This is a genomic window from Streptomyces botrytidirepellens (assembly GCF_003721215.1).
Taxonomy (GTDB): Bacteria; Actinomycetota; Actinomycetes; order Streptomycetales; family Streptomycetaceae; genus Streptomyces; species Streptomyces himastatinicus.
Genome location: NZ_RIBZ01000180.1, coordinates 1 through 13,092, shown reverse-complemented (window position 1 = coordinate 13,092; position 13,092 = coordinate 1). Strand labels below are relative to the sequence as shown.

The window sequence follows — 13,092 nt, the reverse complement described above, 5'->3', positions numbered from 1 at the left end:
CGGCGGCCCCGGACGGGCGCCCCGCCCCCACCGGCCCGATCACGCCGCGGGAGTCCCGGCCCGGGCCGCCGCCGTGACCGAGAAGCGCGCCTGCGCCGTCGCACCGTTCACGGTCACCGCGAGGGTCGCCGTACCCGGGCGCAGCGCGGTGAGCTTCCCGGTCGCCGGGTCGAACGCGGCGACATAGCGGGCCGGGTGCCGGGCGCGGGACACCGTGCCGACGTAGACGTGTCGCGAGCCGGTCCAGTCCGCGCTGAGCGGCCCGCCGACCGGCACCCTGCGGGCACCGGCCCCCTCGCCCTGGAGCACCGCCGCCGTGACGTCCGCGTCCTGCCCGGCGCGCAGCTCGGCCGGGGCGGTGACGGTCAGCCCGTCCACATGGGCGCGGGTCTGCACCGACACCCAGTCGGGCCCGCCCCTCCACGGCGCGTGGCGCGCCGCCGCCCGCTGCCGCGGCGGGACGTGGTCGACGCCCACCATCGACCAGCCGGTGAAGCCGCCCTGGCCGGGCGGGGCGGCCGGGTTCTTGCCCGCGTTGCCGTTGATCAGATACGGGACGCCGTCCACCCGCGACGCGTGGAAGGTGCCCACGTGACTGCCGATGAACGCCGCGCCCTTGCCCGTCGTACGGCGGAAGTCGGCCAGCCAGTTCTCCAGCAGCGCGGCCTCCTTGCGGTCGCTCAGCCGGCTGCCCTGCTGCGGGGTGGGGTCGCGCGGCGGAACGTGTTCGATCACCATCACCGAGCCGATGGCGGGGTCCCCGGCGGCGGCGTCCAGCTGCGCGCGCAGCGCCTTGATCTGCTTGAAGCCGCCGCCCCGGAGTCCCAGGCTGGAGGTGTCGAGCGTGAGGAACCGGGTGCCCCGGTGGTCGAACGTGCGGTGCGCGGGCCCGAATTCGGCGGTGAAGGTGTCGATCGAGCCGCCCATCACCTCGTGGTTGCCCGGCACGTAAGTCCAGGGCAGGTCGTCGCCCAGCTCCTCGGTGAGCACGCGGCGGGCGAAGGCGAGGTCGGCGGCGGACCCCTCGTCCACCAAGTCGCCGTTGATGACCAGGAAGTCGGGCTTCGCCGCCTTGATCTCCCGCAGGGTGCGGCGGGCCTGGGCCACGATCGGGCTGTCCGGGGCACGGGCCACGAACTGGGCGTCCGACATCACCGCGAACCGCCATTCCCGGCCCCCGGTGCGCGCGGCCGTGGCGATGAGCGGATCGGGGCGTACGTCCTCCGTCGGCAGCTCGACATCGGGCGGGACCCGGGCGGTGAGGTCGTCCAGGGTGACACCGCCCGTGTACTGGCGGGTGGCACCCGTCTCGGCGAGGTAGAAGCGGCTCACCTTCAGCGGATACGCGACCCCGGCCGGAACCGCGAAGTCGACATGTCGCCAACCGGTCCAGGTGATGTACGGGCCGCGCAGCAACTGGTCCGAGCCCGCCGCGTCCTTGAGGTGGAGGGTCGGCCACGCCCCCTTGCCGTCGCCCTTGATCCACAGGCCGAACGACTGCGGCTGGCCGTCCACCGCGATCGGCTCCGGCGGGGTGACATAGGCGGCGCGGGTGGCGGTGGACTGGCTGAAGTCGTAGGTCAGCTCCAGCCCGGTGCCGCTGTGCCCGTCGGGCGTGGCCTTCGCCGAACCGGAGGCGCGGGCCTGGCTGAACGTCCACTGCCCGGCGTCGTCGAAGGACGCCTCCGGCTGGTCGGTCAGTCCGGCGGTGACGGCGAGTACGGTGACCGCGTCGCCGACCTCGACCGTGACCCGGCCCGCGGTCCGGTCGCCGCGGGCCTTGACGGTGAAGTTGCCCGTCGCCGGGTCCGGGGCGATGTCGAACAGCGCGTGGTCGTAGGTCAGCCGGACGTCGGACGGCTCGATGGGCGCGCTGGTGCCGTGCGCGTCCAGGCCGACGACCCCGAAGCGGCCGGTGGCATCGGCGTCGGCGAGCCCGATCAGCCGGGTGGTGGGCCGGATCCGGTCCAGTTCGTCCAGCACGCTCAGCCCGATCGAGCCGCGGGCGGCGCCGCGCCGTGCGACGACCGTCGTGTCGCCGCCGCGGCGCGCGGTGAACGTCCCGTCGGCGCCGACCCGTCCGACCCCGGGGTCGGACGACAGCCAGTGCGGCGAGCCCTCGGCCGGGCCGTACGTCTCGTCGTGGCCCGCGGCGGTGAGACGGCGGGTCAGCCCGGGGAACACCCGCTCCGGGTGGCCGCCCCGGACCGGATCGACGGTGGGCGCCTCGGCGGCGTCGGTCGCCGTCTCCACCCAGAAGCCCCGCAGCCGGCCGCTGCCGTCGGGGGCGGTGAAGGCGAGCCCGTTGGGCACCGGGCGCTCGCTGCCGTCGGAGGGGCTGTTCTCCACCCGGCCGGTGTCGCTGCCGGGTTCGCGGGCCAGGAGCGTGGACGAGCCGCCGCCGTCGAGGTTGAGCGCGCTGTAGGAGCCCGCGTCCTTCATCATCAGGCCCAGTTCGGTGAGGGTGACCCCGCCGCTGTCCGCCTGCCGTCCGTCCACGGTGAGGATCTGCATCGTCCGGCCGTCCCGGGAGAAGCCGACGGCCGTGCGCGGCGCCGCGGTGTTGTTGCCCTCGCCCTCGTGGCCGACGGGTCCGCCGTCCACGACGAGGAGTTCACGGCCGCTGACCGCGGTGCGCGGGGTGTCGCCGCTGTCGGTACGGGGCCGGTACTCCCACGACACCGGGTCGCCGACCGCCAGCGGGGCGAGGGCATCCGCCCCGGTGTCGCGGCCGACCAGCACGGTTGCGCCCTCCGGGATCGCCCCCTTGCCGGGCGCTCCGGCCGCCGTGGTGACCTTGCCGTCCACGACCGTGACCTCGGCGGTGCGCCGCGCCCCGTCCACGGTCTGTGCCCGGTCGGCCTCGCCCCACTGGGCGTTGTACGCGCCGATGCCGCCTCCCGGGACGTTGGCGGCGTTGAGCGCCGCGAGCGGACGCGGGCCGTCCGGGAGGGTCAGCGTGCCGTCGAAGTACAGCTGGAGGACGCGCCCCGCGGCGGCCGGACCGATGCCGACCGCCCTGCCCGAGCCGGAGGCGGCGGAGTTGACGATCCGGCCGTCGCCGATGCCGGTGCCCTCGGGGGCGCCGGTCTGGTTGATGTCGAAGAAGTCACCGTTGATCGCGGCGACCGTGCGGCGGCCCGGCCCGGCGTCGTGCGCCCCCGCGAGCCGGGAGACGGTCTCGCGCCGGGCGACCTTGTCCGGGCGCAGATAGTCGACCTTCGCGGAGCCGGTGAGGTCCACCGAAAGCGCGTCGGCGCGCAGCCACTTGTCCGACTCCAGCCAGTCGTACGAGGTCAGCTTCACCCCCGGGGCCACCGGCCGCTCCGAGCGGGCGGTCCGGATGCCGTCGCCGTCGGCGATGGACCGCGCGCCGGGCGGGGGGTTGACGGCGGGCGGCGGGGCGATCGGCCGCAGCATCTCCGACGAGGAGCGGGGCAGCGGTTCGGGCGCGGGGGTGCTGTCGGCGGCGGACTGGCCGACCGCACCCACGACGAGGGCACAGGCGGCGGCCAGTGCCGCCACGGGTCTGGTGAACGCGACAGGAGACATGGCAACTCCATGGGGCCATGGGACGCGCGTGGTTCCCACGCACAGCGCCCCCAGCATCGCCACGGAGGTGACGGCGCGCCAGAAGGCGTGGACGACATCATGGAGAACGAACGCCACTTGGCGGCCGCCGATGGACCCGATGGGGGCGCGTCAGGGCAGGGACACGCCGTCCACGTACACCCACGCGCCCCCTTCGCGCGTGAAGCGGCTGTTCTCGTGCTGCTCGCCCGCGCGCCCGCCGTCCACATAATGTGCCCGGAACTCCACCGTGCCCGACGAGTGGAACGCACTGCCGTCCGTCGTACCGAGGATCTCCAGCCGCACCCACCGCGGCCCCGGGTCGAGTTCGAGCCGGGGCGGCCGTGTCGTCGAGTGCCAGCTGCGGAGCAGATACGCCTCGTCCCCCACCGCGAAGGCGCTGTAGCGGGAGCGCATCAGCTGCTCGGCCGTGGCCGCTTGCGCCGCCCCCCGGTGGAGGCGGCCGCAGCAGTCGGCGTACGGCGCGGGCAGTCCGCAGGGGCAGGGCACAGGGGTGGTACGGCGCGTGCGTCGGGACATGCGCCCATTGTGCCGTCCGCGTTCAGGGCTCGATGACGACCTTCAGCTGCCGGTCGTCGGTGAGCGCCGTGTGCAGCGCGTCGGCCGCCCGCTCCAGCGGGAACCGGGCCGTCACCAGGGACTCCAGGTCGACCCGTCCGGCCGCGGCCAGGGCGACCGCGGCCGGGAAGTCCCCGGCGTAGCGGAAGGCGGTGACCAGCGTCAGCTCCTGCCGCTGCATCCAGGCCAGCGGCAGCGCGGTGACCGGCCGCACCGGGTTGCCGACGGCGACGGCCGTACCACCCGGGCGCAGCGCCCGGACGGCGCCGACGAGGGCGGTCTCGACGCCGGAGCAGTCGAGGGCGACGTCGAACACCTGCTCCCGCGGCAGCGGTTCGTGCGCGGTGTCCCGTACGTCATCCGCTCCCAGGCGGCGGGCGTGGGCGAGCCGCCCGGGGTTGACGTCGGTCACCACGGTCTCGCCCGCGCCCACCGCGCGGACCGCTTGGAGGACGAGCAGGCCGATCGGCCCGGCGCCGGTGATCAGGACCCGGTCCCCGGCGGCGACGCCTCCGCGGCGTACCGCGTGCAGGGCGACCGCGAGCGGTTCGATCAGGGCTCCGGCGGCGAGCGGGAAGTCGGCGGGGAGCGGGTGGGCGAACTCCGACGGCACCGCCAGACGGCCCGTGAGCGCACCGTCGGTGGGCGGGGAGCCGAAGCAGCGGCCGTCGGGGCACTGGTTGTAGCGCCCGCCGCGGCACGCGCGGCAGCGTCCGCAGGGGATGGCGGGCTCGATCGCGACCCGGGTGCCGACGGGGTGGGTGCCGTCGCCCGCCACGACCGTTCCGGCGGCCTCGTGGCCCAGCGCGGTGGGGGAGCGGAGCGCGTTGGGGCCGTTCTCGCCGTGGGCGTAGTAGTGCAGGTCGGAGCCGCACAGTCCCACGGCGCCGATCTCCACCAGGACCTCTCCCGGGGCCGGTTCGGGTATCGGGCGCCGCTCGATGCGCACGTCCTTCGGGCCGTGCAGGACGGCGGCGGTGGCGTCGTTCATCGGGGTGGTTCTCCTGGTACGTACGGTGGTGAAGGGGGCTCAGGCGGCGGAGATCCGCAGGGGTTCGACGCGCTTGATGACCAGGCCGTAGGTGAGGGCGCCGACCACGCACAGCGCGCCGGACAGCATCAGCGGTGCGACGAACGAGTGGTTGAAGAAGCCCAGCAGCAGTCCGGTGGTGGTCGAGCCGAGCACACCGGCCAGGTTGGACGCGAAGTTCTGGATGCCGCCGAGCGAGGCCACATGGCGCGGGGTGGGCGCCACGTCGGCGGGCAGGCTGGCCACCGAGGCGGCGGAGAAGGCCAGGCTCGCGTAGCTGACGGACAGCAGCGTCAGGGCCCACATGGCGCTCGGGACGAGCACGGCGAAGGCGATGACCGAGGAGAAGAGCATCCCGCACACCAGGCAGGTCTTGCGGGCCCGGGTCACCGACCAGCCGCGGCGCAGCAGGGTGTCGCTGGTCCAGCCGCCGAGCAGACTGCCGCCGATGGCGACGAGGCCGGGCAGGGCGCCGTAGAAGCCGAGCTTCAGCAGGTCGAAGCCGCGGGCGTCGACGAGATAGCTGGGGAACCAGGTGATGAAGAAGTAGATGACGTAGTTGAGGCAGAAGAAGCCGATCATCATGCCCCAGACTGTGCGGTACCGGAACAGGTCGCGCCACCGCACCGCGGGCTCTTCCGTCGCCGTGTCCTGGGAGTCCTCGGCGGGAGCCTCCTCCAGCCGGGCGCCGCCCGACGTGACGTAGGCGCGCTCCTCGGCGCTGATCCCGCCGGCCGCCGAGGGCTCGCGGTACGCCTTCAGCCACAGCGCGACCCACAGCAGGGCGACCCCGCCGGTGACCCAGAACGCCATCCGCCAGCCCTGCCACGCGATCAGCGCGGTCACCACCGGGGCGGCGACGGCGGTACCGGCCCGCGCGCCGTTGTCCCAGACGCTGTTGGCCAGCGCCCGTTCGCGGACCGGGAACCAGCGGGAGACGGACTTGGCGCACGAGGGGTACGCCGGTGCCTCGCCCGCGCCGAGCGCCAGCCGCGCGACCAGCAGGCTGCCGATGCCCCGGACGAAGCCGGTGGCGACGGTGACCAGCGACCAGATCAGCCCGCCGATCGCGAACATCTTCTTCTCGCCGTACCGGTCGATCAGCGCCCCGGCGGGCAGCTGGCCCAGCGCGTAGGTCACGAAGAACATGCTGAGGATCACGCCCTGCCACTCCGGACCGATGTGCAGGTCATCGGTCATGTAGGGCAGGGAGATGGAGATGGTGGCGCGGTCGACGTAGTTGACGGTCATGCCGAGGAAGCAGAGGAAGACCATCAGCCAGCGGGTGTTGTGCCGCAGGCCGCGCGGGCGCGGTGGCGCGGCGGTGGCCTCGTCCTGGGGTGGTGTGTCGGTGGCGGGGGCGACTCTGGGGGTCTTCACGGCGGCTCTCCTTCGAAGGGGTGGTGCGTGAGGTCAGCGCGGCAGGGCGCCGGAGCGCAGCTCCTCCGCCACGGACGTGACCAGGGAGGTGTCGTCCGCGAGGTCGTCGGCGCCCAGCAGGCCGAGTAGGCGGCGCAGGGCGTCGCGCGCGGGCCGGGCGTCCCAGGCCCGGCGCAGCGCTTCGGCCTCGGGGTCGTCCAGGGCGTGGTCGCGGGTGACGCGGGCCCAGGCGGCGAGGGCCGACACCAGTTCCGGGGTGTCCCGCCCGGCGGCGCGCAGCTCGCGCAGCGGGGCCAGCCACCGTTCGGGGATCTTCAGCGATCCGTCCATGGCGATCTGCCGGATCCGGTGGTGCATGGCGGGGTTGGCGAAGCGGACGACGAGGCTGTCGATGTACCCGGCCAGGTCCAGGCCCTCGGCGGGCGGCAGGCTCTGCGCCGCCTCCGCGCAGTAGGCGCGCACGGCCGCCTCGCCCCAGGGCGTGGCGAGGACGTCGGCCACGGTCTCGCAGCCCTCGGCGAGACCGCGGTAGGCGATCAGCGAGTGCGCGCCGTTGAGCAGCCGGAGCTTGGCGGACTGGTACGGGGCCACATCGGCGACGAACCGGGCGCCCGCCTCCTCCCAGCGCGGGCGGTCGGCGGCGAAGATGTCCTGGAGCACCCACTGGGTGAACGGTTCGCCGGTCACCGCGCCCTCGTCCGCCACGCCGAGCGCACGGGCCGCGGTCTCGCGGTCGGCGTCGGTGGTGGCGGGCACGATGCGGTCGACGACGGTGGCGGGGAAGGCCACCGAGCCGGTCAGCCAGTCGAGGAGGCGGTCGCGCTCGTCCCACGCGCTCGCCGCCACGAAGTCCCGTACCAGACGCCGCAGGACCGCGCCGTTGGCCGCCATGTTGTCGCAGGACACCACCGACAGCGGCGCCCCGCTCGCCCGCAGCCGGGCGCGCAGCCCCGCGGCGAGCTGTCCGACGACGGTCGCGGGGGCGGCGGCGCCCGCGAGGTCGGCGCGGATCAGGGGGTCCTCCAGCGCCAGGCCGCCGCCGGAGGGGTCGCGCCGGTAGCCCTTCTCGGTCACGGTGAGCGTCACCACGGTGACGTCCGCCGAGGCCAGCAGCTCCCTCAGCCGGGCGCCGTCGTCGGCGGCGTGCAGCACCTCGGTCACCGCGCCGACCACCTGTGTGGCCGGGCCCTCGGGCCGCCGCTCGGTGAACGAGTACAGCCCGTCCTGCGGGCGCAGCGCGTCCACCACCGCCCGGCTGCGCTGGGTGACCCCGGCGATGCCCCATGCGCCGCCGTGCGCCGCCTCGGCGGTCTGGGTGGCGAGGGCCTGGTGGGCGCGGTGGAAGGCGCCGATCCCCAGGTGCACGATCCGCGGGCGCAGCGCGCGCGGATCGACCGGCGGGCGCGAGGCCGCCGGTACGGCGGGCAGGGTGGCCAGGGACAGCCGCTGTGCGGTGCTCACCAGTCGTGCACCGACCCGTCGGTACGGCGGCTCACCGGCAGGTACTTCGGGTCGTACGGGAAGCGGGCGGCCGCCTCCTCGTCCAGCTCGATGCCGAGGCCGGGCGCCTCGGAGGGGTGCAGCGCGCCGTCGCGCAGCTCGTACGTCGGCCGGAACACCTCATGGGTGAGCGGGTCGTGCGCCATGTACTCCTGGACGCCGAAGTTGGGCACGGTGACGTCCAGATGGACGGCGGCGGACATGCTCACCGGCGACAGGTCGGTGGCGCCGTGCGACCCGGTGCGCACCTGGTACAGCTCGGCGAGGTGGAAGATCCGCCGCAGATGGGTGATGCCGCCCGCGTGCACGACCGAGGCGCGGATGTAGTCGATGAGCCGCTCGGTGATGAGCTGCTGGCAGTCCCAGATGGAGTTGAAGACCTCGCCGACCGCGATCGGGGTGGTGGTGGACTGGCGGATCTGCCGGAAGGACTCCTGGAGTTCGGCGGGGGTGGGGTCCTCCATCCAGAACAGCCGCAGGTCTTCCACGCTGCGCCCGAGCCGCCCCGCCTCGGTGGGGCTGAGCCGGTGGTGCACGTCGTGCAGGAGATGGAAGTCGAAGCCGAACCGCTCGCGGACCGCTTCCAGATAGCGCGGGGCGAAGTCGAGATACGCCTCGGTCGACCACGGCTGCTCCTCGGGGAGGGCGCCGGTGGCGGGCTCGTAGACCGTGGCGACCGTGCCGTGGCGGATGCCGTAGGTCCCGGGCGAGCCGGGGACGGCGGCCTGGGCGCGGATCGCGCGGTAGCCCATCTCCTGGAAGTGGGCCACGTCGTCGAGCAGCTCGGGGATGTCGCCGCCGCTGGCGTGGCCGTAGACCATGGCCCCGTCGCGGGCCTTGCCGCCCAGCAGGTCGTACACCGGCATCCCGGCGACCTTGCCCTTGATGTCCCACAGCGCGGTGTCGACCGCCGCGATCGCGGTCATGGTCACCGGGCCGCGGCGCCAGTACGCCCCCTTGTAGAGGTACTGCCACATGTCCTCGATGCGGGCGGGGTCGCGGCCGATCAGCAGCGGTATGAGGTGGTCCTCCAGATAGGAGGCGACCGCCAGCTCGCGTCCGTTCAGCGTCGCGTCGCCGAGACCGGTCACGCCGTCGGACGTGGTCACCTTCAGGGTCACGAAGTTGCGACCGGGAGAGGTGACGATGACCGTCGCCTCCGTGATCGTGGCCATGCGCGTCTGCTCCTCACTGCGCCGGCTCCGGGGTGGAGCCCGGGCTGTTGGTCGGCTACCATACAAGTACGTCAGCAAGGCGGGTCAAGGGTTCGGAAGGGGTCGGATGGCATCGGCGGAAGGACTGCACACGGCACGCTCCCGGGGACGCAACACCCGGCAGCTCGTCCATGAGGTGCTGCGCTCGCGCATCGTCGGCCTGGAGCTGGCCCCCGGCTCGGCCGTATCGGAGAACGACCTGGCGGCCGAGCTGGGCGTCAGCCGCACTCCCGTCCGGGAGAGCCTGATCCTCCTCGCCGACGAGGGCTTGGTGGACATCTATCCGCAGATGGGCACGTTCATCTCGCGCATCCGCGAGCGCGACGTGGCCTCCGCCCAGTTCATCCGGGAGGCGCTGGAGTGCGCGGCGCTGCGCGACGCCGTCGGCAAGGCCACCGCGCGCGACGTGGCGGAGCTGCGGGTGCTGCTCACCGCGCAGGAGGAAGCCGACGCGCAGTCCGACATGGCGGGCTTCTTCCAGCTGGACGAGCAGTTCCACCAGCGGCTGATGGCGGTGAGCGGACACGGCTCGGCGTGGCCCGTGGTCAGCCAGGCCAAGGCCCAGCTGGACCGGGCCCGGCGGCTCTCGCTGCCCATGACCCAGCAGATGTCGCTGCTGATCGGCCAGCACCGCGACGTGGTCGACCTGCTGGAGGAAGGCGATCTGGGCGGGGCCGACGGGGCGCTGCGCTCGCACCTGCGGCTGGTCTTCAGCGATGTGGAGAAGATCCGGGCCAAGCACCCGGAGCTGTTCAGCGACCAGGACGCCCCGCTCCGGCCGCGCCGCGAGAGCACCCGGCGCGCCGCCGCCCGCGAGGACTGACACGGCAGCGGGGCGGGCCCGGTGTGGACCCGCCCCGCGATCTTGCCCGTATCAGCCCTTGGTCTTGATCCTCATGAACGTGACCGAGTCCGCCGGGAAGGTGTACGTGAAGGTGTTCGCCACCCCGTCCAGCCTCGACCGGACCGGCTTGATCGGCTGCTCGGAAGCGGTGTTGACCGCCTCCGGCGCACCCTGGAGCGTGGTCAGCCGCGCCGTCCGCGCCACCTTGCCGCCGCCCAGGTCGATCCGGGTGCGGGCGGCCGTGCTCTGTGCGTTGACGACCTTGACGATCAGCTCACCGGTGGCCTTGTCCCGCGTCACCACCTGGCGGAACGGCTCGGCCACCTTGTCGTCGGTGAAGCTGCCCCACTTCTTGCCGTCCAGGTACAGCGTCACCTGACGGCCGCGCACCTCGACGCGGGCGTCGTAGGTACGCCCCGTCTCGATCTTCGTGGCGTCCTCGGCCATCGTCTGCTTGGCGCCGCCCACCGCCTTCTCCACGGCGGAGCGGGTGTTGCCCCAGCCGCCGAGGTTCCACCAGTAGTAGTTGCCGGTGTCCTTGACCCCGAACGCGATGAGGAAGCCCTCCTTGCCGGACTTCTTCGTCGCCTTCACCTTCAGGTCGTAGTCGCGCCACGCCGAGTCGCCCGCGGTGACCATGGTGTTCTCGGCGGCGGCGTCGGACTGGACGTACGCACCGTCCTGAACCGACCACGACCCGGTGCCGGTGGCCTTGGTCCACTGCGCGTCATCGCCCGAGAAGTCGTCGCTCAGCAGCGTCGAACCGTCCGCGGCGGTCACCTTGACGTCGTCGTACGCCGCGCTCGTGGCCCAGGTCGACAGGCCGACGGCGCCACTGATGGGCTCGCTGGGGGCGGGGGTGGCGGACGCCTTGCTCGGCACCACCCGGTCCCCGACGTTGTTCATGAACAGCTTCTGCGTCTCGTAGCTGGTCGAGCCCCAGGAGGCGGAGTTGTTGAACCAGATCATGTCGGGCCGCCACTGCGTCGCCTTCTCGTGGGCGAGCAGCGGGGCGTACGAGGCCAGCTTGACGACGTCGGCGTTGCGCTCCAGGCCCGTCATGAACGCGGCCTCGGTGAGCGCGTTGTACCACTTGTTGTCCTGCGAGGCGTACTCGCCCAGGAACACCTTCGGGCCGGAGCGGTCGTAGGTGTCGTAGCGCCGGTTGTTCTCCAGGAACCACTGCGGGCTGTTGTAGTAGTGCTCGTCGACCATGTCCACGCCCGCGGCCCGGTTCAGCGCCCAGGCGCGGTCGAAGGTCTGCCCGCTGTCGTCGGGACCGGAGTTGCTGATCACCGTGATGTCGGGGTACTTGGCCTCGATGGCCTTGCGGAACTCGGTGAACCGCGCGAAGAACTCGTCCGGCAGGTTCTCCTCGTTCCCGACCTCCAGGTGGGTCAGTCCGAACGGCTTCGGATGGCCCATCTGTGCCCGCTTCTTGCCCCAGGTCGAGGTCACCGGTCCGTTGGCGAACTCGATGAGGTCCAGGGTGTCCTGGATGTGACGCTTCAGCAGTGCCGGGTCGTCGGTGGCCTTGTTCTGGCCGCAGCCGGTGACCAGCGCGGGCACCACCGGCAGCGCCATCGCGCCGATGTCCTCGGCGAACTGGAAGTACTCGTAGTAGCCGATGCCGTAGGACTGGTTGTAGCCCCAGAAGTTGGCGTTGACGGCACGCTGCTCGACCGGGCCGACGGTGTCCTTCCACTGGTAGGACCGTTTGCGCGGCCAGTTGGGCGCCTCGTACGCCTCATGGCTGCCGGTGTTGACCAGGCAGCCGCCGGGGAAGCGCAGGAAGCCCGGCTTCAGCGCGGCGATCTTCTGCGCCAGGTCCTTGCGCAGGCCGTTCGGGCGGTGCTTGTAGGTGTCGCGGGGGAAGAGCGAGACCATGTCGAGCCGGAGGGTGCCGCTGCCGCCCGCGGCGACCGTGAGCCGTCCGNAGACCATGTCGAGCCGGAGGGTGCCGCTGCCGCCCGCGGCGACCGTGAGCCGTCCGGCGGTGCTGGAGGTGGTGGCGGTGAGGGTGCCGGTGTACTTGGTCCAGCGGTCGCCGCGCACGGTGGCGCGCAGGGGACGCGCGAGCGTGGCGCTGCCGGAGCCGTCACCGAGGCCGATGGTCAGCGGTGTTCCGGACGCCTGGTCGGTGCGCGCCCACACCGAGAAGTCGTATGCCTCGCCCGCCTCGATGGCCATCCCGGTGGTGTAACCGGAGTTGGTCACCCCGTACCGGGCCGCCGATCCTCCGGTGCCGTCGAGCGTCAGCCGCAGATAGCGCCGGTTGCGCTCGTTGAGCCGCCCGTCGTCGTCCACGACCTTGGCCTCGCCGGAGCCGCCGCCGGTCGCGGCCTCGGTCCACGCGGTCAGGGGGGTGTACGAGGAGTGGTCGGCGGGGTCGTACTCGAAGGACCGGTTCTGGACCAGCTCGGCGTACAGCCCGCCGTCGGCCGCGCGGTTGATGTCCTCGTAGAACACCCCGTACATCGTGTCGTCGATCGCCGGGCCCTTGGCGGACGGGTCGACGGAGAGCGTGTAGTCGGTGGCGTCGGCTGCCGCGTGCGCGGGAGCGCCGGTGGCGGCCGTGGGGACGGCGGTGACGGTACCGGCGAGCAGGGCGCCGATGGTGAGGCCGAGTCTCCAGCGTGTGCGGGGCATGCGTCTCCCGTTCCGAATCGTGTCGTTCGAAATCCCGTACGTCGCTCAGAACTTCGAACGAAAGATAAGGGGGAGGGCAGGGCACGTCAACGCCACGGACAGCCCTTCAGTTCTGCGGCGCCTCCTGCGCCTCCCGCGCCGCGAGCCGCTCGCGCTGCGGGACCACGGTGTACTTCGGGTCCTCGGCCGACCGCATTCCGGCGTGGAACACACCGAACCGGGTGCACGCCGACGCCGCCAGCAGGGCCGTGCCGCTGAGGACCGCGGCGGTGCGGCTGCGGCGGCCCAGCAGCGCCCCGCCCAGCGCGCCCGCGGCGCCGAGCGCC

The 13,092-nt window shown here is 73.1% G+C and carries 8 protein-coding genes and 1 pseudogene; 1 reads left to right on the top strand and 8 read right to left on the bottom strand.

Annotation, left to right across the window (positions count from 1 at the left end):
• Positions 1-39 precede the first annotated feature (39 nt).
• From EEJ42_RS14275 to manD, 6 genes are all read right to left on the bottom strand, one after another.
• The gene (locus EEJ42_RS14275) at positions 40-3,552 is read right to left on the bottom strand and encodes a phosphodiester glycosidase family protein (protein ID WP_123100327.1); all 3,513 of its coding nucleotides are present in this window, start codon (positions 3,550-3,552) and stop codon (positions 40-42) included.
• A gap of 150 nt (positions 3,553-3,702) precedes the next feature.
• A complete protein-coding gene (locus EEJ42_RS14270; RefSeq protein ID WP_123100326.1) occupies positions 3,703-4,110 on the bottom strand; it encodes a YchJ family protein in 408 nt (135 codons plus the stop codon).
• A 22-nt stretch (positions 4,111-4,132) separates the two neighbouring features.
• Entirely contained in the window at positions 4,133-5,140 is a 1,008-nt protein-coding gene (locus tag EEJ42_RS14265) for an NAD(P)-dependent alcohol dehydrogenase (RefSeq protein ID WP_123100325.1), read from the bottom strand.
• A 39-nt stretch (positions 5,141-5,179) separates the two neighbouring features.
• Positions 5,180-6,559, bottom strand: coding sequence for an MFS transporter (locus EEJ42_RS14260; protein WP_123100324.1), 1,380 nt, complete (start codon positions 6,557-6,559; stop codon positions 5,180-5,182).
• Between the two features lie 33 nt (positions 6,560-6,592).
• Positions 6,593-8,020 carry a mannitol dehydrogenase family protein gene (locus EEJ42_RS14255; RefSeq protein ID WP_123100323.1) on the bottom strand — a complete coding sequence of 476 codons (1,428 nt, stop codon included), beginning with the start codon at positions 8,018-8,020 and terminating at the stop codon, positions 6,593-6,595.
• Complete coding sequence (gene manD / locus EEJ42_RS14250) at positions 8,017-9,234, bottom strand: D-mannonate dehydratase ManD (RefSeq protein WP_123100322.1); 1,218 nt, start codon at positions 9,232-9,234, stop codon at positions 8,017-8,019. The genes EEJ42_RS14255 and manD overlap by 4 nt, the downstream gene beginning before the upstream one ends.
• A 106-nt stretch (positions 9,235-9,340) precedes the next feature.
• On the opposite strand from manD, the gene EEJ42_RS14245 reads away from it, so the two are divergent.
• Positions 9,341-10,096, top strand: coding sequence for a GntR family transcriptional regulator (locus tag EEJ42_RS14245; protein ID WP_123100321.1), 756 nt, complete (start codon positions 9,341-9,343; stop codon positions 10,094-10,096).
• A 51-nt stretch (positions 10,097-10,147) separates the two neighbouring features.
• Here the strand turns inward: EEJ42_RS14245 and EEJ42_RS14240 are convergent, their stop codons facing one another.
• Together EEJ42_RS14240 and EEJ42_RS14235 are read right to left on the bottom strand one after the other, a co-directional pair.
• Positions 10,148-12,766 carry an alpha-L-arabinofuranosidase C-terminal domain-containing protein gene (locus tag EEJ42_RS14240; protein WP_123100320.1) on the bottom strand — a complete coding sequence of 873 codons (2,619 nt, stop codon included), beginning with the start codon at positions 12,764-12,766 and terminating at the stop codon, positions 10,148-10,150.
• A 106-nt stretch (positions 12,767-12,872) separates the two neighbouring features.
• Positions 12,873-13,092: pseudogene (locus EEJ42_RS14235) on the bottom strand (NrfD/PsrC family molybdoenzyme membrane anchor subunit); the annotation flags it as partial.